This is a genomic window from Stenotrophomonas sp. SMYL8 (assembly GCF_036320065.1).
Lineage (GTDB): Bacteria > Pseudomonadota > Gammaproteobacteria > Xanthomonadales > Xanthomonadaceae > Stenotrophomonas > Stenotrophomonas maltophilia_A.
Genome location: NZ_JAWIRR010000002.1, coordinates 335,186 through 360,694 on the forward strand (window position 1 = coordinate 335,186; position 25,509 = coordinate 360,694).

Genomic DNA, 25,509 nt, shown 5'->3' on the forward strand with positions numbered 1-25,509 from the left:
GTCAGGCAACCGGGTCGCGCTGGTCCGCTGCGATCCGGTTGATGTCCGCGCACTCCACCGTGGCCGGCGGGTGCTCCCTGCCGGCCAGCGCAATCATCGCCTGGCCCAGCGCCAGGTTGCTGGTCACCAGCGACGGCGCAATCGCGCCCGCCAGTTTCATCAAGGGCGCGCCACCCCAGTACAGCGGCTTCAACAGGCCATGACGGGTGCCGGTGCCTTCCACAGGGCGCACGCCACCCGGACGCAGCATGACCGTACGGACCGGCAGTTCCTGCAGCGCCCGCTCGATCTCGCCCTTCACCCGCAATGGCATCACCCGGCTTCGCGCATCCGCGCCGGCGCCGGATACATAGAGGAAACACCCCTGCGGATTCGCCGTGGCCCAGGCGCGGGCGACGGCCAGGGTGGTGTCCAGCGTCACCCGCCGGTACTCGGCCTCGGCGGTGCCCACCGGTGGAGCGCCGGCGCAGTAGAAGCATGCATCGAACCCGGCCAGGTCCTCCACCCGATCCTGGATACGCAGAAAGTCCGGCACGATCAGCTCGCTGCCGCTACCGGTGAGGCTGCCCGGGTGCCGGACCAGTGCGGTCAGATTTGCGACCCGGGGCGAGCGCTGGCAGGCCAGGGCCACACCCTGCCCCACCAGCCCCGCGGCACCGGTCAACAGAACCCGTAGCGCGCCCGTTGCCATCGCCGCACTCATCCTAGAGTTTCACGAAACGCTGGATTTTCCGCGCCAGCCAACCGCTGAACACCAACGGCGCATCCAACGCAGACACGCAGATGCATGGCACACCCGGCGCGGTCACCGGCTGGTGCTCCACCTCCTCGTCCAGATCCGCCACGTCACCCGGCGCGAACAGCCCCAGCGCGTCGTTGTAGGAACCGCGCAGGATCTGGGTCAGCTCGCTGCGGCCATGGCTGTGCATGGGCAGGCACTTGCCGGGGGCAATCTTCAGCATGATCAGCGAGGGCATCTGCTCGGCCCGGATGCAGTGCACCCCCGGCGCCATCCAACGCCAGCGCAGGCCGCTGAGCGAGCTGCCGAAATAAGGATGCAGCGAGGCAGGCAGATGGTCCGGGTTGGCCTCAGGCCGCTCCTTCGACACGGCACGTGCGAGCCCAGCGATGGCCGTCGGCGCCTCTGCAGCCAGCTGCATCAGCATGGCCTCGCGCAACTGTTCGCGCCGCGTGTCGGTTGCAGGCGGCTGGGTCTGCTCCAGCAGCACCGAACCGATCGCCTCAGCATCGCGCAGGCGCTGACGGCAATGCGGGCACTGCTCCAGATGGGCACCGGCCACGATGCTCAACGGCGCCGGCAGCGCACCCGCGGCATAGCTCATCAGCGTGGATTCGTGCAGGTGGTGGTGCGGATTCACAGCACACCTCCCACTTTCGCCTGCAGTTGCAGGAAGGCACGGCGCAGGTGCGATTTGACCGTCCCCAGCGGCATGCCCAGCGCTTCGGCGATCTCGCTGTGGCTCTTGGCCTCGAAATAGGACATCCGCACCAGCCGCCCCTGAACCGCAGGCAGCTCGTTGATGCGCTGGCGCAGACGCGCCTGGTCGGCGAACTGTTCGGCGCTGCTGCGCTCGATCACATCCAGCGTCGCCGCGTCCTCCACCGCTGCCTGCACCTGCATCCAGCTGCGCTCGCGGCGCACTCGATCGATATGCAGGTTGCGGGCGATGCGATACAGCCACGTACTCAGCGCCCCCTGTGCCGGATCGAAATCGGCGGCCCGCAGCCATAGGCGCAACAGGCATTCCTGCGCCAGCTCCTCGGCTACGGCATCGGGTGCGCCCAGGCCGCGCAGGTACACGCACAGCCGCGGCATGAAGTAGTCGTAGATCCGCATGAAACACTCGCGGTCGCGCAGCCGCGCCACGCCGTCCATGTCACCGGCCCAGTTCGTCGGCTCGCTGCTCGGCTGCTGGGAACTGGACACGGTACGTGCGGTATCGAAGTTGAGGAGTGTGCTGGCGGCGTCAGGGTACATCTGCGTTCGCGGCGGGCGGGTGAAGGTCTATCCTCTGTACGTGCAGGGGCAGCCATTGGATGCAGTCGGCACTGCGCATCCAACCGGGCGCCCCCGCCGTATGACCTGAGAGACCTACCCTTCCGGATGAACACCATGCGCACTGCCTGGCTGCTGCTGTGCCTGCCCCATGCCGCGCTGGCGGCACCCTGGCTGCGAAGTGAGGGTGTGGCCACCTCCGCGCAGGGCGACATCCTCTACCGTGAAGTGCACTGGCGGCGCGAGGCAACGGAGGGTGCCGAACGCTGGGTGCTGTACCAGTGCCCGGATGGCCAGCCCTTCGCCCGCAAGCATCTGCCCGCCAGCGCCCGCCCGCAGGCACGGAGCTATTCGCTGCAGGACCGCCGCAGCGGCCAGACCGCCGAAGTGGACGCCACTGGCGACTCGGTGTCGATTGCCTGGAAGGAAGATGCCGCCAGCCAGCCGCATCAGCGCCGGCTTGAACTGCCGCCGGACGCGGTGATCGATGCAGGGTTCGACGCCGCGGTGCGCCTGCACTGGCCGGCGCTGCTGCGCGGCGAACGCATCAGTCTGCCCTTTCTGGTGCCGGGGCGGCAGCGCTACTTCCCGGTGCAGGTGCGGCGCATCGGTCCGGTACGTTGGCAGGGTATTGATGGGCAGTCGATCGACGTCAGTCTGGACACCTGGTACGGCGGCATCGCCCCGCGTCTGTCACTCGTCTATGCCAGCGCCGACCGCCGCCTGCTGGAATTCCGCGGTACCAGCAACCTGCGCGACGCACGCGGCACTTATCCGCAGGTGACGGTGCGCTTCAGCTCGCCTGCTGCCGAGCAGACTGCCGCGGAATGGCAGCAGGCCTGGACGCATCCTCTGGTCGACCGCTGCGCCGTGACGCCCAGGTGAAGTCGAGATTCTTCGCGTCGCAGCGCATCCATTGCACGCGCTGCTGCGTACAGGTAGACACGACACCCGCCGAGATCCCCCAATGGCCTCTGTAGCGCCCCTCCCCCGTCGACGCTCGCGCCTGCTGCGTACCCTGCAGCGCTGGATCGACACCGGCAACGTCGCAGAGACCACCGGCGAACAGCCCGGCCACATCGACTGGTTGCGCGCCGTGCCATTCGCACTGATGCACCTGGCCTGCATCGCTGTGCTCTGGGTCGGAATCTCATGGACAGCGGTGATCGTCGCCGCAGTGCTCTATGCGGTGCGCATGTTTGCCATCACGGCGTTCTATCACCGCTATTTCTCGCACCGGACCTTCCAGGCATCGCGGCCGGTGCAGTTCGTGTTCGCTGTCATCGGCGCCTCCAGCGTGCAGCGTGGGCCGCTCTGGTGGGCCGCCCATCATCGCCATCACCATCGGCATGCCGACCAGCCGCTGGATCCGCACTCGCCACGCGAGGGCGGCTTCTGGCGCAGCCACATGGGTTGGTTCCTGACCCGCGAGGCGTTCGCCACCGATCTGTCACGGGTACCGGACCTGGCGCGCTTCCCCGAACTGCGCTGGCTGGACCGTTTCGATACGGCCGTACCGGTACTGCTGGCCGCAGCGCTGTATGCATTGGGCGCCGGGCTGGAGCGCTGGGCACCGGGCCTGCACACCTCCGGCCCACAGCTGCTTGTGTGGGGCTTCTTCATCTCCACCATCGTGCTGTTCCATGCCACGGTCACCATCAATTCGCTGGCGCATCGATTCGGCCGCCGCCGCTTCGACACACGCGATGACAGCCGCAACAACCTCTGGCTGGCGCTGCTCACCTTCGGCGAAGGCTGGCACAACAACCACCACTTCTTCCCCGGCACTGTCCGCCAGGGCTTCCGCTGGTGGGAAGTGGATTTGACCTGGTACGGACTGCGCGCGATGGCCGCCCTGGGCCTGGTCAAAGGTCTCAAGCCCATCCCCGAGTGGGTCCTGGCCAAGGCGAGGTACTGACATGCGCATCGCCGTCATCGGCTCGGGTATCGCGGGGCTGGCCAGTGCCTGGTGGCTCGATGGCCAGCACGACGTCACGCTGTTCGAGGCCAACGACTACCTCGGTGGTCATACCCACACGCACGACGTGCAGGTGGATGGGACACGCATGGCGGTGGATACCGGGTTCATCGTGTTCAATCCCCAGCACTATCCGCTGCTGACCGCGCTCTTCGACGAGCTGGGTGTGGCTTCGCAGCCGACCACGATGAGCTTCTCGATGCACAGCGAGCGCAGCGGCGTGGAGTACAACGCCACCTCGCTGGATGGCCTGTTCTGCCAGCGCCGCAACCTGGTGTCACCTCGATTCTGGGGCATGCTGGCCGACCTGCGCCGGTTCTATCGGGATGCGCCGTTGCTGCTGGCCGAGGAAGACGGCCCCACGCTCGGCGAGTACCTGCGCAGCCAGCGCTATGGCGAGGCCTTCATCGACGAGCACCTGCTGCCGATGGCCTCGGCACTGTGGTCCTCACCGACCGCCACCGTGCAGGACTTCCCGGCGCGCTACCTGGCCCAGTTCATGGCCAACCACCAGATGCTGCAGATGAGCGGGCGCGCGCCTTGGCGGGTGGTGAGCGGCGGATCGGCACGCTATGTCGATGCCCTGCGCGCCCGCTGGCGGGTGCATGAGCGGCTGGAGTGCCCGGTGCAGTCGATCGAGCGCATGCCCTGGGGCGCGCGCGTGCACAGCGCGGCCGGCGTGGAAGGCTTCGATGAGGTCATCCTGGCCTGCCACAGCGACCAGGCGCTGGCGCTGCTGCGCGACGCCGACCCCATCGAGCGCGACGTGCTCGGCGCCATCCGCTATCAAACCAATGAAGCGGTGCTGCACACCGATGCGTCATTGCTGCCGCGCAACCGCAAGGCGTGGGCGGCATGGAACGCGCACGTGCCAGAGGATCGCGCCGCGCCCTGCACGGTCAGCTACTGCATGAACCTGCTGCAGGGCCTGCCCGGCGATACGCCCCTGGTGGTTACGCTCAACCGCAGCGAGGCAATCGATCCGGCCAAAGTACTGCGTACGCTGCGCTATGCCCACCCGGTGCACGACCATGCCGCAGTGCGCGCGCAACAGCGCTGGGCGGAACTGCAGGGCCGTCGCCATACGTGGTTCGCAGGCGCCTATTGGGGATGGGGCTTCCATGAGGATGGCATCCGCAGCGCCCGCCGCGTGGTCGATGCCCTGCAGGCCTGCGCTCCACATCGGCTGGCATCCGCCGCGGATGAGGTGGCGGCATGAGCACCAGCGCGCTCTACATCGGGCAGGTGATGCATCGCCGGCATCATCCGCACCCGCATGCCTTCCGTTACCCCATCGCCCAGCTGCTGCTCGATCTGGACGAACTCGATACGGTGTTCGCCGGGCGCTGGTTGTGGTCGGTCAATCGCCGCAACCTGGCCGAGTTCCGCCGCAGCGACTACTTCGGCGATCCCGCACGGCCACTGGCCGATGCCATCCGCGATCACGCTGCCCACACGCTTGGCTACCGGCCGACCGGCCCGGTGCGCCTGCTCACCCATCTTCGCTTTGCCGGGCACGTGTTCAACCCGGTCAGTTTCTACTACTGCTACCAGGCCGACGGCAGCACGCTGGACTGCATTGTCGCCGAGATCACCAACACGCCCTGGAAGGAACGGCACGCCTATGTGCTGCCGGTCGCTACCGCCACGCACGAAGGCAGCTCACTGCGTTGGCAGTTCGACAAGTGCTTCCATGTCTCGCCGTTCATGCCGATGGACTGCGGCTACGACTGGCGATTCAACCACCCCGACCAGGACCTGCGCGTGCACATGCAGGTCTGGCGGGACGGCGTGCGCCAGTTTGATGCCACCCAGGCCATGCAGCGGCGTGCCTTGGATGGCCGCGGGCTGGCCCGGGTCCTGGCCTGCTATCCCCTGATGACCACCCAGGTGGTGGCCGCCATTCACTGGCACGCACTGCGACTGTGGTTGAAACGCAACCCGGTGCACGACCACCCCACTCTTGCCGAGAAACCGCGATGAACTCGATGACTCCCTGGGTTGCCCTGCCGCGCCCCGGCGCCTTGGACGCGTTCCTGCGCCGCCGCCTGCTGGCCCAGTTGGCCCCGATGCGCGACGGTCGGCTGTGCGTGCGCGATGCACTCGGCGAAGTCTGGCTGGGCGATGCCCGTGGTGAACTGCATGTCACCGTCACCATCGATGACCCGGCGTTCTATCGCAAGGTTGCTGCGCAAGGCAGTGTGGGCGCAGGTGAAAGCTACATCCAGGGCGAGTGGCACTGCGATGATCTGGTGGCACTGATCCGGCTGCTGGTGCGCAATCGCGATCTGCTCGACGGCATGGAGCGTGGCCCGGCCCGCTTGGGTGGGGGGATGCTGCGGGTCTGGAACCGCCTGCGCCGCAACAGCCGTGAAGGCAGCCGCCGCAATATCGCCGCGCACTATGACCTGGGCAACGACTTCTTTGCCCTGTTCCTGTCGCCGGACCTGATGTACTCGTCGGCGATGTTCGACAGCGAATCCGAGTCATTGGAATCCGCCTCGCGGCGCAAGCTGGACCGCATCTGCCAGCAGCTGCAACTCAAGCCAGGCGACCGCGTGGTGGAGATCGGCACCGGCTGGGGCGGTTTCGCGGTACACGCCGCCCAGCACTATGGCTGCCATGTGACCACCACCACCATCTCCGCGGAACAGCATGCGCTGGCCGCCCAACGCGTAGAGGCCGCGGGCCTGCAGGACCAGGTCACGCTGCTGATGCAGGACTACCGCGACCTGCAGGGCCAGTTCGACAAGCTGGTCTCGATCGAGATGATCGAAGCGATCGGCGCCGAGTACCTGGACACCTACATGGCTACACTGCAACGCCTGCTCAAGCCGGATGGCGTTGCCCTGCTGCAGGCCATCACCATCGAGGACCATCGCTACGAACAGGCCCGGCGCAGCGTCGACTACATCAAGCGCTATGTATTTCCGGGCAGCTTCATCCCATCGATCAACGCGATCATGGCCGCCAAGACCCGATCCAGCGACCTGCAGCTGATCGCCCAGCAGGACTTCGGCCACTCCTACGCACTGACCCTGCGCGCCTGGCGCCAGCGCTTCCTGGCCCAGCTGCCTGCGGTGCAGGCGCAGGGCTTTGATACGCACTTCTGCCGGTTGTGGGAGTTCTATCTGGCCTATTGCGAGGGCGGCTTCCTGGAACGTTCGATCGGCGTCTCGCATCTGCTGCTGGCCCGTCCGGACCACCGGCCCGTCCTCGCTGCAGGCGACAGCCGCTGACATGCGCCGGTTCTGGACCAATCTGCTTGGCAACCAGCTGGTCTGGCTGTGTGCCGTGGCCGGCGCAGGGCGAGGCTGGCAGTGGCCGGCGCTGCTGGCCGCAACGATCTATATCGGCAGCCAGCTGCTGACTTCACCGCAGCCGCGACTGGATCTTCGGCTGCTGATGTTGGCACTGGTCTGCGCATGGCTGGTCGACGCAACTGCAGCCGCCAGCGGTACGGTCCGCTACGCGGCGGCCCCACTGGGTTGGGCGCCACCGCCCTGGATCATGGCGTTGTGGGCGGCGTTCGCGATGACGCTGGCCACGTCGATGTGCTTCCTGCAGCGCCACCCGGTGCTGCCGCCTCTGTTCGGGCTGCTGCTGGCACCTCTGGCCTATCTCTCCGCCGCACGGGGGTTCGATGCAGTGCGGTTCGCAGATCCTGTATGGCCGGGGCTGCTGGTCCTGGGCGCGGGCTGGAGCATTGCGCTTTCCCTGCTGTGCTGGACCGCCCGTCGCGGCATGCACACCCCGCAGCCGCCCTTCGCTGGAGCGTCGCCATGATCACTCTGATGTGGGTCCTGCTGTACGCCGTGCTGGTGATGAGCTGGGGTTGGGCCTGGCAGCGCCGCCATCACAACATCGGCGTGGTCGATGTGCTCTGGGCCAAGGGCGTGGGCGCGTCAGCCCTGTTGCTGGCGTGGCTCGGCGATGGTGCGGCGGCGCCACGGATGGCGCTCGGCGTGCTCGGTGGCCTGTGGGGCAGTCGACTCGCCTTGCACCTGTGGCACCGGGTCCGCCACGAACAGGAAGACGGCCGCTACCGCTATCTGCGCGAGCACTGGCAGGGGCATCAAGGCAAGATCTTCGGCTTCTTCATGGCCCAGGCGCTGCTGGTCGTGCTGTTCGCCCTGCCCTTCGTCGCGGTGGCGGCCAATCCGCAGACAAGCATGACGTTTTGGATCGTGGCCGCCGCACTTGTCTGGCTGCTGAGCGTCGGCGGCGAGAGCCTGGCCGACCATCAACTGGCCCGGTTCCGCGCGAATCCAGCGAACAAGGGTCGCACCTGCCGCGAGGGGCTCTGGCGTTACTCCCGCCACCCCAACTACTTCTTCGAGTGGCTGCACTGGTTCAGCTATGTCCTGCTCGCGGTCGGCTCGCCACTATGGTGGCTGGCCTGGGCCGGCCCGCTGCTGATGTACGTGTTCCTGCGCTTTCTCAGCGGCATTCCCTTCACTGAAAAGCAAGCGCTGCGCAGCCGCGGCGACGACTACCGCGCCTACCAGCGCACTACATCGATGTTCTTTCCCTGGTTCCCCCGTTCTTCCAAGGAGCATTCCGCATGAGCGCGATCCCGTCACTGAATCCGGCCGAAGGTGCGGAAACCGGGCTGATCGCCTGGGCCGAACGCGGGCTGGTGCCCGATGCGGCGCTGCGTGCGGGCATTCGCCGCTTGTGCGCGCAACGCCTGCATGAGGAAAGCGAAGGCGGCATCGAAGGCCAATCGGCACGCTTCAGCCGGCGCATCGCCGAGCTGGCCGACAGCCCACTCGCGCTGCATACCGAAGCGGCCAACCGCCAGCACTACGAAGTTCCCGCGGCGTTCTTCCAGGCCTGCCTGGGCAAGCGGTTGAAGTACAGCAGCTGCTACTACGCCACCGGGCGCGAAACGCTGGACCAGGCCGAGGACGCCATGCTGGAACTGTACGGCCAGCGCGCCGGACTGGCCGATGGCCAGCAGATACTTGAGCTGGGCTGCGGCTGGGGCTCATTGACCCTGTGGATGGCCGAACGTTACCCGCACGCGCATATCACCGCCGTCTCCAACTCGCACAGCCAACGCCAGTACATCATGGCGCAGTGCCAGGCGCGTGGCCTGAGCAACGTCGAGGTGGTGACCCGCGACGTCAACCAGCTTGACCTGCCCAAGGCGCGGTTCGACTGCTGCGTCTCGGTGGAGATGTTCGAGCACGTACGCAACTACCAGCGCCTGCTGGCCGGCATCGCACGGTGGCTGAAACCGGAGGGTGCACTGTTCGTGCACATCTTCGCCCATCGCACACTGATGTATCCGTTCGAGACAGACGGCGGCGACAACTGGATGGGTCGCCACTTCTTTACCGGCGGACTGATGCCGGCGGCCGACACGCTGCTGCATTTCCAGCGCGACCTGCGCCTGGAGCAACGCTGGCTGCTGGACGGCACCCATTACCAGCGCACGGCCGACCACTGGCTGGCCAACCAGGATGCAGCCCGCGAGCAGGTGATGCCGGTGTTGATCGCCACCTATGGCCAGGTTGCAGCGAAGGTCTGGTGGCAGCGCTGGCGGATGTTCTGGATGGCATGCGCCGAGCTGTTCGGCTACGACGACGGCCAGCAGTGGCTGGTGGCCCACTATCTGTTCCGACCCCGCTGAGGTGCCCGATGCGCATGTTTCCGCTGCTTCCCCTGATCGCGGTCGGCCTGTTCGGTTCCGGCTGCAGTTCCAGCGATACCCGCCCGTTGCCGCGTCCACCGTCGGTGGATGTGCCGCGCTTCATGGGCGACTGGTACGTGATCGCGCATATCCCGTCGCGCCCTGAGCGCGAAGCCTTCGACGCCGTGGAGAGCTATGCCCTGCGCCCCGATGGACGCATCCAGACCACCTTCACGTACCGCAAAGGCAGCTTCGAAGCGCCACAGAAGTCCATGCACCCCATCGGTCGTGTCGAGAAGGAAGGCAACGGCGCGGTCTGGGGCATGCAGTTCATCTGGCCGATCCAGGCTGAGTACGTGATCGCCTGGCTCGATGAAAGCTACCGCCAGACCATCGTGGCACGAAGCAAGCGCGATTACGTCTGGTACATGGCCCGCACCCCGCAGGTGTCGGACAGTGACTACCAGCAGGCGGTCGAGCGGATTGCGGCCATGGGTTACGACACCCGCAAGCTGAGGCGGGTGCCGCAATCGGTGCGATGACGCGGCACCTTCTGCCCGGGTCGATCGTCCTGGAGCATCAGTCGATCATCAATCATTGCAACGTGGTGCACTCGCGACGCGCCCTGCAGATACGATGCTGGGCAGGCCAGCAAGGCCGGAACGGATACACGATCGATGAACAGCCCCGCGGACGATGCCATCACAACCTCCTGGAATGGATTCGAAGTCCGGCAGATCCTTCCGTGCGACCTCGACCTCATCTGCGCTCACCGAGAAGCGATGTTCCGTGAAAGCGGCCGGAGCGAAGAGATCCTTCAGCAGATGGCGGCCCCGTTCCGTACCTGGCTCGAACCGCGCCTGGTGTCAGGCGACTACTTCGGCCATGTCCTTTCCGACAATGGACAACCCATCGCAGGCATTGGCCTGATGCTGATCGACTGGCCGCCCCACCCCGCCCATCCAGAGCAGGACACGCGCGGCTACGTACTCAATGTCTACGTGGAGCCCGGCTATCGGCGTCGCGGCATCGCCCGCCAACTGATGAAACTGGCCGACCATGCATTCGCCGGACGAGCGGTGGCCTACGCGGTGCTGCACGCTACCACCCAAGGGAAACCACTGTATGCGGATCTCGGATGGGCTGCGACCAGCGAAATGGCCCGCGACCTGCGCAGCGCGAGCGAAGTACCCCGAAGCGCTTGATTGGGTACTGACGATCCACCTCATCAATCGGCGGCATTGAATTGATGGGCTTTACGCATCGATTCTTAGGAATAATCGCAAAATTCCAACAAGTTCGATGCTCGACGCGACAGCGGCGCCAGAATGATCGCCACGCCCTGCGGGCGCCGATCACCTCCCTGCGCATGAATGGATATCCTGCACCGCGCCGACTGCGGCTGGCACTCCTCGACGATCACGAAATCGTCCGCCGCGGCACCGCCCTGCACCTGTCCCACGACGTCCGCTTCAGCATTGTCGCCAGCCACACCCGCAGCGATGAGCTCATCGGCAGCCTGCGCCAGTTGGCAGTGGATGTCGCCATCATCGATCTCACCCTGGCGCCTGGCGACCGCAGCAGTGATGAGCTGGTTCCGCTGCTGCGCGAGTGCTTCCCACATATTCCCCTGCTCGCCTTCGCCACGCTGACGCCATCCACCCGCATCGACCACCTGCTGGCGACCGGCATCTCCGGCGTAGTCAGCAAGTCCGAGCCCCTGGAGATGCTGTCTGATGCCATCGTGCGCATCTCGCAGGGGCTGTGCCGCCTCCCTGCCGATTGCCTGTTCCCGGCGTGCCGCGAGGAACTCAGCCGCAATGAACGCGAAGTGCTGGATCTGCTCCTGGCCGGCCTGACTGTCTCGGAAATCGCGCTGCGTCGCCACCGCAGCGTCAAGACGGTCAGTACCCAGAAGGTCGCGGCCCTGCGCAAGCTCGGGTTGCGCAATGATGCGGAGATCTATGCACTGCGGCAGCAGCTGGAGCTCCAGTGATGGGGCGCGTTCGCCTCCGTCTGCGCACATCGTGCACGTTGTTGCTGGCCCTGATCCTGCTGCCGGCTGCATCGGCCGAGGATGCACAACTGCAGAGATGGTCCGCCGGCCGCGAAGTGCGGGTCGCCACCGCGCCATCACTGCGCCCGCTCCCCCCAACGCTGGCGGATTCAAGCGCACTACCCACCCTCGCCCATGGCTATGCCAGGCTTGTGGCTCGGCATTCCGGCCTGCGCTTCCGCGATCTCAACTACCCCAGCACGAGCGCAGCGGTCGCTGCCGTCTGCCGGGACGAGGCCGACCTGGTGCTGGTCATGGGCAGCCCCTCGCACCCGCTTCCCTGTGCCGACCTGAGGGCCTCCGGCGCTTTCCATGGCGGCAAGACGGTATTGGCTGTGCGTAAAGGCGAGCACCCGCCCCGTGACATTACCGGCGTGAGGGCGCAGCTGCTGGCCGTGGTTGACGGCGGCCCCTATGCCGACTGGCTGACGATCCACCACCCCCGGATCCACCTCCTGCATCTCCCCGACCGCCATGCGGCCCTGGCCGCGGTGGAAAGCGGCAACGCCGATGCTGCGATCGGCCTGGAAGCAACGCTGCACTCGATGATCCGGCAGCACTTCACGGGAAGCCTGCAATTGCACCCGTTCGACAGCGGATTCTCCACCGATCTGCACCTGCTTGTCCGCCGGGAGGACCAGCAGCTGCTGGCGCGCATCGATCAGGCGCTGCGCGCCATCACCCTCGAAGAGCACGCAGGCCTGCTGGAGTTGTGGGCGCAGCAGATGCTGCCCACATCCATCGAGAGCGCACTGGATCGGGTGCGTTCCCCGCTCCTGCTCTGGCTGCTGTGTCTGGCCGCGGCACTCATCGGCCTGCCCGTGCTCTGGCAGGCGTTACGCTGGCGAATCGGCCGCGCGGAACAACGCCTCGGGCGCGCGGCGGGAATGATCAGCCATGAAGTGCGCAATTCCGCGCAGACAGTACTGGCTTCGATCGACCTGCTGAGCCAGTCACACCTGCCCAAGGGGCAGCGTGAACTGCTCGCGGCTGCCCTTGCCGCCGGCCACTCGCTGCGCAGGCTGCTCGATCGCTCGCTGGCGTTCTCGCGCCTTGCCAGCGGCAGCTTCAGGCCGCATCCCACGCCCTGCGACGTCGGCCAACTCTGTGCCCGCGCACTGGAAGCAATCCGGCCGGAGGCACTGCGGAGAGGGCTGTCACTCCAGTTGGATCGCGCGCCCGATCCAGCGCCGGTGGTTGTGCTCGATGCTGATGGACTGCGCCAGATTGTCGACAACCTGCTGGGCAATGCACTGAAATTCACCGATATCGGCGGTATCGAGGTGCGCCTGCAACTACAACCCGCCCTGTCTCCCCGGGAGCTGTTGCTGGATGTGATCGACAGCGGCATCGGCATCGCACCCGCTCAACTGGCGCTTCTGTTCCGACCATTCCAGCAGAACGAGGATGGTCAGAGGCGTGGCGGCAGCGGGCTGGGCCTGACGATTGCGCACGAACTGGCCGTTGCCATGGGCGGCAACCTGACCGCACACAGCGTGCATGGGCGCGGCAGCCGTTTCACCCTGCGATTGCCGGTCCGCGCCGTTCACGGCGATCAGCCGCCCATCGAGCCGCTGCAGCAGACGCCACTGACCGGCATCGACCTGCTCCTTGTCGAAGATCATGCACTCAGCCGGCATGTCGTCGCAGAGCAACTGCGTCGGCTGGGCGCCGACGTACGCGCGGTTGCCGATGCCGACGCCGCATTGGCCGAGCATGCGCTACGACCGCGCGGCACGGTAGTACTGGATATCGGGCTTCGCGGCTCGGATGGCTATGCACTGGCGCAGCAGCTGCGCGCGCAGGCACAGGCACCTCTGCGAGTGATTGCCCTGTCCGCCCGCATGGGGCGCCGGCACGCGGCACGCTGCCGAAGGGCCGGCTTCGACGCCATCCTGGTCAAGCCGCTGCAGGTTGCGAGCCTGCTGCAGGCGCTGGACCTGCCGCCCTCGGCGCACGGCACTGCGCCCGATGACACCCCTGGCGCCGAGCCGGATTACGCTGCGGACATTGCCCATGAGCTGGCCAGGATTGAACAGGCCGTGCAGGACGCCGATGCCTCGACACTGCGCCATCATGCACATCGGCTGCAGGGAACGCTGCAGATGTGCCGGGCAACGGATCAGGCCGGCACAGCGGCCGACCTGTGGGAACTGGGGCATGAGGCCGCGCCTGACTGGGTCGAGGCGCGGCGACTGCTGCGGGGATTGCAGCAGTGGCACGGCTCCCGCAAGGCGGAAGCCGCACCATCGGCCTGATCAGGCCGCCAGGCGCTCGACCTGGCGACGGGTCAGGTCATTGAAGCGACCCAGCGACATCAGGTGCTGGTGGATCAGCGCCAGCCAGCCGCTGCGGTGCCACTCGACCACGGTCGCTTCCGGCAGCGCCACGAACTTCTCGACGTCCACCACCAGGAAGCCGTTGAGATTGAACTCGCGGCCATCCGGAGTGCGGACGGTGGCGTTGCGCTCGACCAGCAGGCCGTTGTCGATCAGCGCCTTGGAGAAGGCCTGGGTCTGTTCGTGCTCGCGGGTGTACTGGCCGCAGAACTCCAACGCCTGCTGCACCATGTCGGTGGCCTTGCCATCAACGAACAGCGGCTGGCCTTCGTCACCGCCCTTGACCACGCGCGCGCTCTCTTCGTCGATGCCCAGCAGGAAGTCGTTGTCTGCACCGGTGTCGATGAAGATGAAGGGGTGGCGACGCAGGTAGGCCGGGATATAGGCCTCGTCTTCCCACAGGCCGTCCTTGATGAACAGGTTCTGGTCGGACACGCCCACGGCTGCCATCGGCACGGCGGTCGGGCCGGCGAACAGGATCGGGAAGTGGTGCAGGGCCAGCGAGAACTCGCCCAGCACCAGCGGAATGGCGTTGTTGCCGGCGGCAAACTCGAGCCTGCCCGGCAGGATGCGCAGATCGGCATGCACATCGGCCTGCAGCGGCACCGGACGGGTGTAGAACAGGGGGGCGCTGCTCGGCGCCGCTTCGGTGGTGGTGTCGCTGGTGGTGGTCATCTTGGGAACCGTTCGATCATGCGCGCCTGCCATCCCGGGCGCGCCAGCGGGAACAACCTGAATCCCGCATTATCAACAAGCTCGATGACAACGGCCACCCCACCGACGGCCTATTTCAACTGCAGGGGGTAGCGCTGCCAGAGGACGTGGACCAGGAACCCGGCCAGTTCGGTGTCGCGCGCGCTCACCGCAGCGCGGATCTTGTCCAGCAGCACCATGTCCGAGCAGGAGCGCACATCGGCGTGGTTGGCCTGCCCGGCCCGGCGCGCGCGGTAGCGCGCTGCGCGCTGCGCGTCACTCATTGCGTACCCGAACTTGGGCGGACGACCGCGCTTTCGCGGCAGGGTCAGCTCCAGGGTTCCGGGGTCTTTGTCATCACGCATGAGAGGGGTGCGGGCGGCGGCGAGCAACGGGGGGTGCGCAATTTATCGTGAGGCATCACTTTAATCCAGCTTTTTCTGCAGTTTTGTTGCAATGCAGTGCAAATACTTGCGTGCTGATGCGGATTCATCATTCGCGCCGCTTCGCAGTAGATCCACGCCATGCGTGGATACGGAACCTCACCAACGCCTACAAAAAAGGGGAGCCCGCTCACGGGCTCCCCTCGCCTTTCCTTACGCAGCGCGTACCGGCTCGTAACCATGCAGGTGCGCCTCACTGCTGGCCCGCCCCTGGCTGAGCGAACGCAGTGATGTGGTGTAACCCACCAGCTGCGCCAGCGGTGCGAAACCACTGACCTCGGCGCGACCGTCCTGGTCCTCGATGCGGGCAATGCGACCATGGCGACGGTTGAGATCGCCCACCACATCACCCACCGACGCCGACGGCGAATGCACCGTCACCGCCATCACCGGCTCCAGCAGTTGCGTGCCACCTTCGACCAGTGCCACCTTGATCGCCTCGGCACCGGCACGGTGGAACGCCATCTCCGACGAGTCCTTGGCATGGGTCTGGCCATCGACAAGACTGACCTCGATACCGACCACCGGATGGCCCTGCGGACCCTCCGACAGCGCGGCACGCACGCCCTTCTCCACCGCGGCGATGAAGCTGCGCGGCACCACGCCACCGACGATGCGGTCGTTGAACACCACCTGGTCGTCCTCGCGCGGCGATACATCCAGCACCACGTGCGCGAACTGGCCCTGGCCACCGGTCTGCTTGACCAGCCGCCCCACCACGCCGGCCATCGCACGCAGCGGTGTCTCCTGGTAGGCCACGCGCGGCGAACCTACGCCCACCTCGACCTTCCATTCGCTGCGCAGGCGCTCGACCATCACCTCCAGGTGCAGCTCGCCCATGCCCCAGACCAGGGTCTCCGCCGTGTCGCGATCGGTTTCGACGCGGAACGAGGGATCTTCCTGGGCCAGGCTGGCCAGACCCTGCGCCATCCGGATCAGGTCGGCCGCACGCGCCGGCTCCAGCCGCCAGGCCAGCACCGGCGCCTGTGCCTGGATGTTCTCCAGGCGTAGCGGCTGCGCACGGCCGCTCAGCGTTTCGCCACTGACCGCATCCTTCCAGCCCAGCACCGCGACGATGTCACCGGCCACGGCCTGTTCGATGTCGTGGGTCTGGTCGGCCTGCACCCGCACCAGGCGACTGACACGTCGACCCTGCGGATGCTGCGAACTGGCCACGGCATCACCGACCTTCAAGGTGCCCGAGTACAGCCGCACGAAGCTCAATGCGCCGTGCTGCTGGTGAGTGATCTTGAACAGCAGGCCCGCCAGCGGACCGTCTGGATCCGGCGGCAGCACCACCTCGCCGCTCTCGCTTTCAGCGGTGACTGCAGGCCGATCCAGCGGCGACGGCAGGTAATCGACCACCGCATCCAGCAGCGTCTCGATGCCCTTGTCCTTGAACGCGGCACCGGCCAGCACCGGCACGCCTGCACCGGCCAGCGTCGCGCGCCGGATCGCCGCGCGCAGCTGTTCCGCATCGATGGCGCGACCTTCCAGCCAGGCATCGGCCAGAAGTTCGTCGTGGTCGGCCACGGCCTCGACCAGTGCGTCGCGCTGCGGCTGCCACAGGGTGCGCGCCGCGTCGTCCCACGGAGTCACCGCGGTTACGGCGCCATCTTCCCACTGCAGCACGCGCTCATCGACCAGGTCGACCCAGCCGTTGAAGTCGCTTTCGCTGCCCAGCGGCACGCCGAGCGCCCACGGCCGCGCCTGCAGCTTGTCCTGCAGCTGCTCCAGCACGCGCTCGAACGAGGCACCAACGCGGTCCATCTTGTTGACGAAGGCGATCAGCGGCACGCGATGGCGCCGCGCCTGGCGCCACACGGTTTCCGACTGCGGCTGCACGCCATCCACCGCCGAGAATACGGCCACGGCACCGTCGAGCACGCGCAGGGAGCGCTCGACTTCGATGGCGAAGTCGATGTGGCCGGGGGTATCGATCAGGGTCAGCCGATGCGGCGGCAGGTCGCGCGGCGCCCACTGCGCCTGCACGGCGGCGGCGCCGATGGTGATGCCACGTTCGCGCTCGATCGCCGAGAAATCGGTGGTCGCATTGCCATCGTGCACCTCGCCGACGCGATGGATCTCGCCGCTTTTCCACAGCAGGCGTTCGGTCAGCGTGGTCTTGCCGGCGTCGATGTGGGCAATGATGCCAAGGTTGCGACGGCGGGAAAGGACTTGGGTGTTCATAGAGAGACTCCTGCAAAGCCAACTTCGGGGGCCGCGCACCCCGGTTGGCGACAGGGTGCGCGGCTAGCGTTCGGTCTCGGCGATCTGGTGCATGGCACGTTCTCCTTGGGTACTGGGTAGGGTCGACTGGGTAGAGTCGACTGTTAGTCGACTTGCGGGAAATCAGAAACGAAAAGAGCGCCCCGGAGGGCGCTCTGTCGAAGGTCCAGCGATGGCCGTCTCAACGGCCTCGTGGGGCTCCAGGCAGACACGCCCGTTCCGCGCTTGCGCGGGTCAGGGTGAAAAACTTCAGGAGCGGCATCCGGTTCATGGGGCGCATTCTAGACCTGCCAATCTGGCGCGCAAGTGAATATTGCGCGCATGAATAGAACGATGAGGCCGGCAATGACCGGGGTCAGATCCCTTTGCCCAATGCAAGGGCTCTGACCCCTGCCCTGCCTTACTTGCAGTCGTGCAGCTTGCGCGCCTCAGCCACGGTCGCAGCCTGGTCGTCCCCCATCGAGATCCATCCCTTCAACGACATCGCCGGATCCACCTGCGCCTGGCGCGGGCCGCCATGGACCACCACCTCGGTCCAGCTGCCGACCGGCGCCAGCTCCGACAGTCGCGCCGCCTGGTCGTCTTCGGTACTGAACATGTCGTCCGGCTCCGCAGGCTTGGCCTTGTTCACGGTCTCGGTCTTGCGTGCCCGGATCCGCAGCGCGCCATCGGCCATGCGCTGGGTGGTGACGTCATGGCGTTCCACCCCGTAGGCCCAGCTGCTCTCACCCGCGCGACGGGTCTCGCTGCCGTCGTCCGCCACCACCACCGAATCCCCCGCCGCTTCGGCCACGGCCGCAAGCGAACCCAGGCCGGACATCATTGCCTGATAGGCAATCATCTGCCGCTGTTCAGCAGCCAGCGCAACGTCACCTGCCTTGCCGGCAGGAATCTGCAGGTACACCGCCTCCCTGCACAGCATCAGCACCTGCTGGTCATCCCAGCTGATGAGCACTTCATCACTGGCGAAATAGCGGGTCGTCACCGGAACCACCGGAGCGCCCCCGCCGGCGGAATACCGGCTCTCGATCAGCGAGGCCTGCTCGGCGGCCTTGATCAGGGAGACCGAGGATGCGGACGCGGTGCTGGCGGCGCATACGGAGGCGACCATTGCCGAGAGCAGCACGCCATGTGAAACAGTACGGATCATCACATCAGTCCATTGAAGAAAACGAACTGCACATGATACGTCGCCGCGCAGAACGACTGGACGCTCAGGTCACCACCACCAGCGGCACGCCGCGCCGTGGGTGCTCCAGCACCACCACGTCCTGCTGGTAGACCCGCCGCAGGTTTTCTTCAGTCAGCACCTGCAACGGCGTGCCATCGGCTGCCACCCTGCCCTGCTCCAGCAGCACGATGCGATCGGCATAGCCGGCGGCCAGATTCAGATCGTGCAGCACCACGATCACGCACGCACCGGCCTCGGCACAGGCGCGGACACTGCGCAGCGTGCGTTCCTGGTGACGCAGATCCAGCGCTGCGGTTGGCTCATCCAGCAGCAGTAGCGGCGTGTCCTGCGCCAGCACGCGCGCGAACGTGGTCCGGGCGGACTCGCCGCCCGACAGCTGCTGCACCTCGCGCAGGCGCAGCGCCTGCAGCTCGGCGGCATCGATTGCCGCTTCCACCAGGGCGTCGTCCACGGCTGGATCCGGCGGATGCGGCAGCCGCCCCATCGCCACCACTTCTTCCACACTGAACGCGAAGCGCACGCCGTGCTCCTGCGGCATCACCGCGCGCTCGCGTGCCAGCGGCCCCGCTTTGTAGCTGGCCAAGGGCTTGCCCAGCAGGCTCACCTCACCCACGTCGGCACGCAGGTCACCGGCAGCCACCGCCAACAGCGTGGATTTGCCCGCGCCGTTCGGGCCAACCAGGGCGGTCACCGTGCCCGGCTCGAACGCCAGCGAGATGCCATGCAGGATCTCGCGCTGCTGGCGGCGCACCACCACCTCGTGCAGCTTCAGCAGCGCGCTCATGGGGCCGCCTTGCGGCGCTGCTGCAGCACCAGCCAGAGGAAGAACGGTGCGCCCAGCGCGGCCGAGAACAAGCCCAGCGGAATCTCCGCGGGTGGATCAAGCGTGCGTGCGGCGGCGTCGGCCACCACGATCAGCAGCGCACCGAGCAGGCCGGACAACGGCAGCAGCCAGCGATGCCCGGGGCCGACCAGCAGGCGCGCCACGTGCGGCACCACCAGGCCAACGAAGCTGATCGAGCCGGCAAAGGCCACCGCCGCGCCCACCAGCAGCGCACTGAACGCCACCAGACGACGCCGCGTGCGGGTCACATCCAGCCCGAGGTGCTGTGCCTGGCGTTCGCCCAGCGCCAGCATGTCCAGCGGCGTGGCCAACCGCTGCAGCGCGAACACACCGATGGCAAACAACGGCACCACGGCCGCCACATCGGCCCAGTTGGCGCGCGCCAGCGAGCCCATCTGCCAGAACACCAGCGACTGCAGCTCGCTCTCGCTGGCGATATATGTAAGGAAACCGATCAACGCCGAGCAGAACGCGGCCATCGCGATACCGACCAGCAGCAGCGTGGCGTTGCCCGTGCCCTTGCCGGGCCGGGCCAATGCGTAGGTCAGGCCGATTGCCAGTGCGCCGCCAGCGAACGCGGCCACCGGCACCAGCCAACCGGCCGCGCCCGCAGCACCCAGCACGATGGCGGCAACTGCGCCCAGTGCGGCGCCTTGGCTGACACCGACAATGCCAGGATCGGCCAGCGGATTGCCGAACAGGCCCTGCAGGCTGGCACCGGCCATCGCCAGCGACGCACCGACCATCGCGCCCAGCAGGGCGCGCGGAATGCGCAGCTGCCAGACCACGGCGAGGTCGCGGCTGCTGACCGCCTGAGGATCGAGCAGACCCAGCTTCACCGCCAACGCCTGCATCACCTCCAGCGGCGGCAGCCGCAGCGGGCCCACGGCGAAGGAGGCCAGCACCGCCCCCAGCAGTGCCAGCAACGCCACCAGCAACATCGTCCGTCCGCGACGGCGGCGCCGATCCGCCGGACTCATGCCTTCGGCAACGCCGCCAGCGCCTTGGCCAGCGCCAGCGCACCGGCACCGGAGCCGACGCTGGTGTACTTCAGCTGCACATCCGGCATCACCCAGACCCGATTGGCCTGCCCGGCCGGGGTCTGCTTCAGCGTCGGGTAGGACTTCCACAGGCCTTCAGCGCCACCGAACAGCTGCAGGTCATGCTCGGTCACCAGGATCACCTCCGGCGCTGCCGCGACCACACCTTCATTGCTCAGCTGCGAGTAGTTCTTCACTCCCGCCTCGGTACCGATGTTGACCCCGCCGGCCAGGGCGATCAGCTGCGCCGACGCACTGTCCGCACCGGCCACGGTCGGGGAGCCACCGGCGCCGGTGGCCGAAACGTGGATCACTCGTGGCGCATGGCCCAGGCCCTTGCCAATCGCTGCAGCCTCGTCGAGCTGACGCTGCACCTGCGTGGCAAGTGCCTGCCCTGCCTCGGCCAGCCCTAGTGCGGCGGCGACCTTGCGCACCTTGTCCGGTGCCGGCTGCAGGTCATCGATGACCACCGCCGGTTCGCCCACCTCACGCAGTTTCTTCGCCAGCTCGGTGTGGCGGCGCAGGCTGTTGCCGAGGAACAGCGAGCCCTGCAGGCTCAGCACGCCCTCCACGCCCGTGGTGCGGTTGAACAGGAACTGGTGCGGGGCAGCCAGGCCGGCCTGCGTGGTGGTGTTGGTCGGCGCGGCAAATACCTGCTTGCCCAGACCCAGCGCCTCGATCACCGCGATCACGTCGTCACCACCGGCAATGACGCGGCTGGTATCGGCCACCTCGATGTCGGCGCCGTCATCGGAATGAACCTTGGCCGGCAGCACGGCCTTCTGATCGCGCACGGCCGGCATGTCGGTGCCGGCCACGCGCTGCCAGCCAGCCGGCAACGCGGCTTCGCCAGCCGCGGTCGCGGCGGCAGGCTCAGCCAGCTTGCCAGTGTCCGAGGGCGTCGATGAACCGCCACAGGCAGCCAGTGCCAGCGAGACAGCCAATGGAAGCGCACACAGGCGCAGACGGGACGCGATGTTCATGCTCGTTCTCCTTGCTGGCGGGGCGACGCGCACGCCGCCCCGCCGTGTGACTTACTGCTTCGGGGTGATGCGGGTGATGCGGTCACCCTTCGGGTCTTCGGCGCCACGCGACTTGTTCACCGCGAACACGTTGCCCTTGCCGTCGGCGCGGACATGGTTCGGCAGCGTGCCGCCATCGAGGTTGGCGACCACCTTGCCGTCACCATTCACCACGGTGACCGTGCCAGCGCCACGGTTGCTGACATAGGCCAGGCCGGAGGCATCATCGAATGCGACGTTCAGCGCACCGGCGCCGACCGGCACGTCATGCAGCACCTTGCCGGCCGCCACGTCGACGATCAGCAGGTTGTCGGTGCCCTGCGAGGCTACGTAAAGGCGGTTGCGTGCCGCGTCGAAGGCCACGCCCGAGGCACTGATCGAGTTGCCCAGGTCGATGACCTTCTCGACCTTGCCGCTGGCCACATCGATCACCGCCGCTTCCGGCGTGCCGATGCTGACGGTGAACAGCTTGCCGGCCTTCTCGTCCAGCACCAGGCTCATCGGGGTGAACTTGCCGTCATCCACGCCGGATTCCAGCGTCACTGCCGGCAGCTCCTTGAAGGTCTTGGCATCGAACACCGACAGGTGGTCTTCACCCGTGGCCGAGGCGAACACCTTGCCGTGGGTGCCATCGACCACCACGTCGCGCGCGTGCGGCACGGTGTCGACCGGGAACTGGTGGACCAGCGACAGGTCCTTCTGGCGGTAGACCGCGATCGAGTTCTGGCGGGTATTAGTCACCCAGACGTTGCCATTGGTGTCATCCACGCCCACACCGTAGACCGCATAGACCGCGCCATTGGTACCGCCCGGCACCTGCGCCGGGGTGATCGCCTTGGTCACCTTCAGCGACTTCGGGTCCAGCTTCAGCAGCTGCGACTGGGTCACCGGCGGGCGGCCCACGGCCGAGGTCACGAATAGCGCGTTGCTGGCGGCGCTGTAGGCGGACTGATACAGGCCCGGCACCAGCTTGTTGGACTGGGTGGCGAACTGCGCCTGGCCGGACAGCGGCAGCTGCGGCGAGACGCGCAGCTTTAGCACGGTGGCTGCAGCCGGCTGGCTGGCGCGCACCACCACCGGGTGGGTACCCGGCACGGCGTCGGCCGGAATGCTCAGCTGGGTCTTGAAGTTGCCATCGGCATCGACCACCAGCGGCTGCGTGTTGAGCACGCTGTCGCCACGCAGCAGGCTGACTTTCTGGCCCGGCACGAAACCGCGACCGACCACGTCGGCAGTGCTGCCGGGAACCACGTTCTCACCGCGCGAGACGACCTCGCCCTTGAAGGTGGCGTTGGCCGGCTGATCGAACACCGGCTGTGCGGTGGCGGTCACGGCCAGCAACAGGCCAGCGGCGAGAGAGGTGAGACGGAAAGACGGACGGAACGACATGGAAGGCTCCTTGCACACGTAGGCCGCGCCACGTGACGCGGGATTCATCGGTTGCCTGGGCCGCTGCACATCGGCAGCCTCGCCTGGGTAGTGGGGGTCGCACGCCTTGGCATGCGAAGGGATTCATTCGGCGGCGCTGTCCCCGCCATTGGGCGCGCCGTCACCGGCGCTGCGGTCGGTCACGCCGTACAGTTCATGTAACGCGGCATGGAACGACGCAGGCAGCATCGGGCCGTGGCCGAGGCCGGGGAACTCGCGATACTGCACGCGCATGCCCGGCACCTTGGCCAACCGCTCGGACAGCTGCATCGCCGCATCCGGGGTGGCGCCACCGATGCGGCGCAGGTGCGCGACCACGCGCGGATTGTTCATGTCGCGCTTGCCGCGATCACCGACACGCTCGGCACCGCCCAGCATCAGCCAGAGCTTTGCCGGCTGGCCATGCACGTTCTGCACGAACTGCTGTTCCGGATCACCCAGCGCCGCGCCCTGGCTCCACCACAGCGACGGGCTGGCCGCCAGATAGGACTGGAAGGCGGCGGGACGCGTGTACAGCGCGTTGAGCACGAACAACCCGCCCAGCGAGTGACCCCACAGCGCTTGTTGCTCCGTATCGATGCGTGCGCGACGCTCGACCTCCGGCTTGATGCGGCGTTCGATCACGTCGAGGAAAGCGGCGGCACCACCGCCGACGGCCTGGGTTGTGCCGCTCTCGTCGTCGGCACGGTCGATCCACGCGGTGTAGTCGCGGGTGCGCGCCTTCGAATCGATGCGCAGGTCGTTGTCGTAGCCGATCAGCACCAGTACCGGTGGCGCCTTGCGTGCCGCCAGCTCGGCCAGCAACGGCTGATCCAGCACCATCGCCACGGCATTGCCATCCAGCGCGTACAGCACCGGCAGCGGCGCCTTGCTGGCCTTGGCCGGGATCGCCACATTCACCCGCCAGCGGCGTTGCTGGTCTGGACTGTCCACCACGAAATGCTCGAAGCGATAACTGACCGCCGGCTCGTCGAGCACGGTGTGGCCGATCTTCTGCAGCGGATTGCGCTGCTGCGCATGGGCGTACGGGGTGGCCAGGAGCAGACCCATCATCAAGGCGACCAGGCCGCGGGCCAGTGGACCACGGCGCGAAGGCGGGACGAAATGCTTCATCAGCGGCGGCAGAAGCGGCCCAGGGCCGCCGGTTCACAAGGGACCGCAGTCTACCTTAAACGCGAATGATTATCACATCGATCGAACGTCACGCTGTGTATCACGCGCGCGATGCGTTCATTTTCCCGTTTGCGCCGGAAACACCGAATCCACTATTTTGCCGGCCAGCGGGGCGCAGGAGCGCCCTTCCGTCGCAGGGCTGCGGATGGATGGGCAATCGAGCCGCCGGCCGCGCCCTGTCCTTTGCCAAACCCATCCACGCATGGCGTGGATCTACTGACACCATCCACGGGAATGAATCCCGTGACTGCGAGAACACCTTGAAGCGCACCGTCCTGATCGCCCTTTCCCTCGGCCTGCTTGCACCGCTGGCCGCCCATGCCGCACAGGATCTGCCAACGCTCTACCAGGCCTTTGAAGAGGCCGGCAATTCGTCACTGGGCATGGAAGAACTCAACCAGACGGTGACCTTCACCGCTGTGGCGCTGGGCGTCTCCAGCAACCTGGCGGGCGAACCGCTGATCGAGGCCGGTGATGACCAGGGCAATGTCCTGGCCCGGCTGACCTCCGACGATGCGCAGCAGGCCGCCAAGCTCGGCGCACTGGAAGAAGGCGCCGTGTTCACCGCCAGCTGCACGCTGCAGTTCAGTTCCGGCACGGACCACCTGTCCTTCGGCGATTGCGCCATCAAGTAAAGACGAAGCCGGCGAAACGCCGGCTTCTCTTCGTTGCCTCTCTAGCGTCGAGCCATGCTTGTATGTTCCTCCCGGCTCCTACGAGGTATGTAGGAGCCAGGGTGGAGGGACCGTCAAGCATGCATCTGCGGATACTAGCCGACAGACGAGTCGAGCGATCCCCATCCCGCACACGAACGTCGATAAAGGATCGTACGGCCCCCAAAGGGGATCGTCGATGTAGGCAAGCTAACGTCGGTGCGGTACCACCCCAGCCCCTTAAAGATAGCTGGGAGCCGTACAAATGTCTGATTCTCTCGATATTGGCGTGGACGTGGACTCCAAGGAGTTCGTACCGGCAGTGGCCGACCGCAAGGCCGGCGACAGGATCGCCAACACCCGGGCCGGCATAGCCCAGTGGCTCAACACCTTGCCCCAGCGATGCCGGATTGGCATGGAGGCGACGGGGCGGTACTACGAGTTGTTGGCTCGGATGGCTGGCCAGGCAGGCCACGTTGTCTATGTGATCAATCCACGTCTGATCAAGCACTACGGCCGGGCGACGGGCTCGCGTGGCAAGACGGACGCCATGGACGCCGAAGCGATCGCCCGATACGTGAAGAAGGAGAACGATCGCCTGCGTGAATACGTACCGCGTACCGATGAGCAGCAGCAAATGCACGATTTGCTGCGCAAGCGGCAGACGCTGGTAAAGACACGCGCGCGCCTGGAGCAATCCTTCGGGGTAAGCAAAAGTGCCCCCGGGGAGCTGTCAGATCTGTTCTGCGCTCTGGCTGGGACGC

General features: G+C 66.7%; 26 protein-coding genes. 14 read left to right on the top strand and 12 right to left on the bottom strand.

Annotation, left to right across the window (positions count from 1 at the left end; genetic code table 11):
* Position 1 precedes the first annotated feature (1 nt).
* From V3B25_RS03610 to V3B25_RS03620, 3 genes are read right to left on the bottom strand one after another with little or no spacing between them, the layout of a single operon-like run.
* Positions 2–703, bottom strand: coding sequence for an oxidoreductase (locus V3B25_RS03610; RefSeq protein ID WP_329810101.1), 702 nt, complete (start codon positions 701–703; stop codon positions 2–4).
* Between the two features lies 1 nt (position 704).
* On the bottom strand, positions 705–1,379 hold the full coding sequence (locus tag V3B25_RS03615) for a ChrR family anti-sigma-E factor (RefSeq protein WP_329810102.1): 675 nt from the start codon (positions 1,377–1,379) through the stop codon (positions 705–707).
* A complete protein-coding gene (locus V3B25_RS03620) occupies positions 1,376–1,999 on the bottom strand; it encodes a sigma-70 family RNA polymerase sigma factor (RefSeq protein WP_329810103.1) in 624 nt (207 codons plus the stop codon). Before V3B25_RS03620 ends, V3B25_RS03615 begins: the two co-directional genes overlap by 4 nt.
* Before the next feature lie 135 nt (positions 2,000–2,134).
* On the opposite strand from V3B25_RS03620, the gene V3B25_RS03625 reads away from it, so the two are divergent.
* From V3B25_RS03625 to V3B25_RS03680, 12 genes are all read left to right on the top strand, one after another.
* Positions 2,135–2,902: a hypothetical protein gene (locus V3B25_RS03625; RefSeq protein ID WP_329810104.1), complete on the top strand. Its 768-nt coding sequence runs from the start codon at positions 2,135–2,137 to the stop codon at positions 2,900–2,902.
* Between the two features lie 82 nt (positions 2,903–2,984).
* Positions 2,985–3,935: an acyl-CoA desaturase gene (locus V3B25_RS03630; RefSeq protein ID WP_329810106.1), complete on the top strand. Its 951-nt coding sequence runs from the start codon at positions 2,985–2,987 to the stop codon at positions 3,933–3,935.
* 1 nt (position 3,936) lies between these two features.
* Positions 3,937–5,214: an FAD-dependent oxidoreductase gene (locus V3B25_RS03635; protein WP_329810108.1), complete on the top strand. Its 1,278-nt coding sequence runs from the start codon at positions 3,937–3,939 to the stop codon at positions 5,212–5,214.
* Positions 5,211–5,978 carry a DUF1365 domain-containing protein gene (locus V3B25_RS03640; RefSeq protein ID WP_329810110.1) on the top strand — a complete coding sequence of 256 codons (768 nt, stop codon included), beginning with the start codon at positions 5,211–5,213 and terminating at the stop codon, positions 5,976–5,978. The genes V3B25_RS03635 and V3B25_RS03640 overlap by 4 nt, the downstream gene beginning before the upstream one ends.
* On the top strand, positions 5,975–7,234 hold the full coding sequence (locus V3B25_RS03645) for a cyclopropane-fatty-acyl-phospholipid synthase family protein (protein WP_329810111.1): 1,260 nt from the start codon (positions 5,975–5,977) through the stop codon (positions 7,232–7,234). The genes V3B25_RS03640 and V3B25_RS03645 overlap by 4 nt, the downstream gene beginning before the upstream one ends.
* Position 7,235: 1 nt before the next feature.
* Entirely contained in the window at positions 7,236–7,781 is a 546-nt protein-coding gene (locus V3B25_RS03650; RefSeq protein ID WP_329810112.1) for a DUF2878 domain-containing protein, read from the top strand.
* A complete protein-coding gene (locus V3B25_RS03655; RefSeq protein WP_329810114.1) occupies positions 7,778–8,563 on the top strand; it encodes a DUF1295 domain-containing protein in 786 nt (261 codons plus the stop codon). Before V3B25_RS03650 ends, V3B25_RS03655 begins: the two co-directional genes overlap by 4 nt.
* Positions 8,560–9,633 (top strand): class I SAM-dependent methyltransferase, encoded by a 1,074-nt coding sequence (locus tag V3B25_RS03660; RefSeq protein WP_329810115.1) that lies wholly within the window; start codon positions 8,560–8,562, stop codon positions 9,631–9,633. The genes V3B25_RS03655 and V3B25_RS03660 overlap by 4 nt, the downstream gene beginning before the upstream one ends.
* 8 nt (positions 9,634–9,641) lie before the next feature.
* Positions 9,642–10,175: a lipocalin family protein gene (locus V3B25_RS03665; protein WP_049421983.1), complete on the top strand. Its 534-nt coding sequence runs from the start codon at positions 9,642–9,644 to the stop codon at positions 10,173–10,175.
* Positions 10,176–10,310: 135 nt separating this feature from the next.
* The gene (locus V3B25_RS03670; RefSeq protein ID WP_032127338.1) at positions 10,311–10,838 is read left to right on the top strand and encodes a GNAT family N-acetyltransferase; all 528 of its coding nucleotides are present in this window, start codon (positions 10,311–10,313) and stop codon (positions 10,836–10,838) included.
* Between the two features lie 164 nt (positions 10,839–11,002).
* The gene (locus tag V3B25_RS03675; RefSeq protein WP_049421979.1) at positions 11,003–11,629 is read left to right on the top strand and encodes a response regulator transcription factor; all 627 of its coding nucleotides are present in this window, start codon (positions 11,003–11,005) and stop codon (positions 11,627–11,629) included.
* Positions 11,629–13,947 (top strand): ATP-binding protein, encoded by a 2,319-nt coding sequence (locus V3B25_RS03680; RefSeq protein ID WP_329810116.1) that lies wholly within the window; start codon positions 11,629–11,631, stop codon positions 13,945–13,947. Before V3B25_RS03675 ends, V3B25_RS03680 begins: the two co-directional genes overlap by 1 nt.
* Here the strand turns inward: V3B25_RS03680 and V3B25_RS03685 are convergent, their stop codons facing one another.
* The 9 genes from V3B25_RS03685 to V3B25_RS03725 form a co-directional block, all read right to left on the bottom strand.
* The gene (locus tag V3B25_RS03685; protein WP_032127340.1) at positions 13,948–14,703 is read right to left on the bottom strand and encodes a SapC family protein; all 756 of its coding nucleotides are present in this window, start codon (positions 14,701–14,703) and stop codon (positions 13,948–13,950) included.
* A gap of 110 nt (positions 14,704–14,813) precedes the next feature.
* The gene (locus V3B25_RS03690; protein WP_005409616.1) at positions 14,814–15,086 is read right to left on the bottom strand and encodes a hypothetical protein; all 273 of its coding nucleotides are present in this window, start codon (positions 15,084–15,086) and stop codon (positions 14,814–14,816) included.
* A gap of 231 nt (positions 15,087–15,317) precedes the next feature.
* Positions 15,318–17,354, bottom strand: coding sequence for an elongation factor G (fusA, locus tag V3B25_RS03695; RefSeq protein WP_329810117.1), 2,037 nt, complete (start codon positions 17,352–17,354; stop codon positions 15,318–15,320).
* A 439-nt stretch (positions 17,355–17,793) separates the two neighbouring features.
* Complete coding sequence (locus V3B25_RS03700; RefSeq protein ID WP_329810118.1) at positions 17,794–18,543, bottom strand: hypothetical protein; 750 nt, start codon at positions 18,541–18,543, stop codon at positions 17,794–17,796.
* A gap of 64 nt (positions 18,544–18,607) precedes the next feature.
* Positions 18,608–19,369, bottom strand: a complete 762-nt coding sequence (locus V3B25_RS03705; RefSeq protein WP_329810119.1) for a heme ABC transporter ATP-binding protein — start codon at positions 19,367–19,369, stop codon at positions 18,608–18,610.
* Positions 19,366–20,409 (bottom strand): iron ABC transporter permease, encoded by a 1,044-nt coding sequence (locus V3B25_RS03710; protein WP_329810120.1) that lies wholly within the window; start codon positions 20,407–20,409, stop codon positions 19,366–19,368. Before V3B25_RS03710 ends, V3B25_RS03705 begins: the two co-directional genes overlap by 4 nt.
* Positions 20,406–21,452 carry an ABC transporter substrate-binding protein gene (locus V3B25_RS03715; protein ID WP_329810121.1) on the bottom strand — a complete coding sequence of 349 codons (1,047 nt, stop codon included), beginning with the start codon at positions 21,450–21,452 and terminating at the stop codon, positions 20,406–20,408. The genes V3B25_RS03710 and V3B25_RS03715 overlap by 4 nt, the downstream gene beginning before the upstream one ends.
* A 51-nt stretch (positions 21,453–21,503) precedes the next feature.
* Positions 21,504–22,880: a YncE family protein gene (locus V3B25_RS03720; protein WP_329810122.1), complete on the bottom strand. Its 1,377-nt coding sequence runs from the start codon at positions 22,878–22,880 to the stop codon at positions 21,504–21,506.
* Between the two features lie 123 nt (positions 22,881–23,003).
* Complete coding sequence (locus V3B25_RS03725) at positions 23,004–24,032, bottom strand: alpha/beta hydrolase-fold protein (RefSeq protein ID WP_149908477.1); 1,029 nt, start codon at positions 24,030–24,032, stop codon at positions 23,004–23,006.
* A gap of 320 nt (positions 24,033–24,352) precedes the next feature.
* Between V3B25_RS03725 and V3B25_RS03730 the strand changes: the two genes are divergently transcribed.
* Positions 24,353–24,727: a hypothetical protein gene (locus V3B25_RS03730; protein ID WP_329810123.1), complete on the top strand. Its 375-nt coding sequence runs from the start codon at positions 24,353–24,355 to the stop codon at positions 24,725–24,727.
* Between the two features lie 283 nt (positions 24,728–25,010).
* Positions 25,011–25,509 (top strand): transposase (locus tag V3B25_RS03735; RefSeq protein WP_329810124.1); only part of this gene is annotated, 499 nt, incomplete at its 3' end.

What these genes read in the sequence shown, in the direction of transcription:
- V3B25_RS03610 (WP_329810101.1), bottom strand. Translation starts at nt 703, where the DNA reads ATGAGTGCGGCGATGGCAACGGGCGCGCTACGGGTTCTGTTGACCGGT.
- V3B25_RS03620 (WP_329810103.1), bottom strand. Translation starts at nt 1,999, where the DNA reads ATGTACCCTGACGCCGCCAGCACACTCCTCAACTTCGATACCGCACGT.
- V3B25_RS03625 (WP_329810104.1), top strand. Translation starts at nt 2,135, where the DNA reads ATGCGCACTGCCTGGCTGCTGCTGTGCCTGCCCCATGCCGCGCTGGCG.
- V3B25_RS03630 (WP_329810106.1), top strand. Translation starts at nt 2,985, where the DNA reads ATGGCCTCTGTAGCGCCCCTCCCCCGTCGACGCTCGCGCCTGCTGCGT.
- V3B25_RS03635 (WP_329810108.1), top strand. Translation starts at nt 3,937, where the DNA reads ATGCGCATCGCCGTCATCGGCTCGGGTATCGCGGGGCTGGCCAGTGCC.
- V3B25_RS03640 (WP_329810110.1), top strand. Translation starts at nt 5,211, where the DNA reads ATGAGCACCAGCGCGCTCTACATCGGGCAGGTGATGCATCGCCGGCAT.
- V3B25_RS03645 (WP_329810111.1), top strand. Translation starts at nt 5,975, where the DNA reads ATGAACTCGATGACTCCCTGGGTTGCCCTGCCGCGCCCCGGCGCCTTG.
- V3B25_RS03650 (WP_329810112.1), top strand. Translation starts at nt 7,236, where the DNA reads ATGCGCCGGTTCTGGACCAATCTGCTTGGCAACCAGCTGGTCTGGCTG.
- V3B25_RS03655 (WP_329810114.1), top strand. Translation starts at nt 7,778, where the DNA reads ATGATCACTCTGATGTGGGTCCTGCTGTACGCCGTGCTGGTGATGAGC.
- V3B25_RS03660 (WP_329810115.1), top strand. Translation starts at nt 8,560, where the DNA reads ATGAGCGCGATCCCGTCACTGAATCCGGCCGAAGGTGCGGAAACCGGG.
- V3B25_RS03665 (WP_049421983.1), top strand. Translation starts at nt 9,642, where the DNA reads ATGCGCATGTTTCCGCTGCTTCCCCTGATCGCGGTCGGCCTGTTCGGT.
- V3B25_RS03670 (WP_032127338.1), top strand. Translation starts at nt 10,311, where the DNA reads ATGAACAGCCCCGCGGACGATGCCATCACAACCTCCTGGAATGGATTC.
- V3B25_RS03675 (WP_049421979.1), top strand. Translation starts at nt 11,003, where the DNA reads ATGAATGGATATCCTGCACCGCGCCGACTGCGGCTGGCACTCCTCGAC.
- V3B25_RS03680 (WP_329810116.1), top strand. Translation starts at nt 11,629, where the DNA reads ATGGGGCGCGTTCGCCTCCGTCTGCGCACATCGTGCACGTTGTTGCTG.
- V3B25_RS03685 (WP_032127340.1), bottom strand. Translation starts at nt 14,703, where the DNA reads ATGACCACCACCAGCGACACCACCACCGAAGCGGCGCCGAGCAGCGCC.
- V3B25_RS03690 (WP_005409616.1), bottom strand. Translation starts at nt 15,086, where the DNA reads ATGCGTGATGACAAAGACCCCGGAACCCTGGAGCTGACCCTGCCGCGA.
- fusA (WP_329810117.1), bottom strand. Translation starts at nt 17,354, where the DNA reads ATGAACACCCAAGTCCTTTCCCGCCGTCGCAACCTTGGCATCATTGCC.
- V3B25_RS03700 (WP_329810118.1), bottom strand. Translation starts at nt 18,543, where the DNA reads ATGATCCGTACTGTTTCACATGGCGTGCTGCTCTCGGCAATGGTCGCC.
- V3B25_RS03705 (WP_329810119.1), bottom strand. Translation starts at nt 19,369, where the DNA reads ATGAGCGCGCTGCTGAAGCTGCACGAGGTGGTGGTGCGCCGCCAGCAG.
- V3B25_RS03710 (WP_329810120.1), bottom strand. Translation starts at nt 20,409, where the DNA reads ATGAGTCCGGCGGATCGGCGCCGCCGTCGCGGACGGACGATGTTGCTG.
- V3B25_RS03715 (WP_329810121.1), bottom strand. Translation starts at nt 21,452, where the DNA reads ATGAACATCGCGTCCCGTCTGCGCCTGTGTGCGCTTCCATTGGCTGTC.
- V3B25_RS03720 (WP_329810122.1), bottom strand. Translation starts at nt 22,880, where the DNA reads ATGTCGTTCCGTCCGTCTTTCCGTCTCACCTCTCTCGCCGCTGGCCTG.
- V3B25_RS03725 (WP_149908477.1), bottom strand. Translation starts at nt 24,032, where the DNA reads ATGAAGCATTTCGTCCCGCCTTCGCGCCGTGGTCCACTGGCCCGCGGC.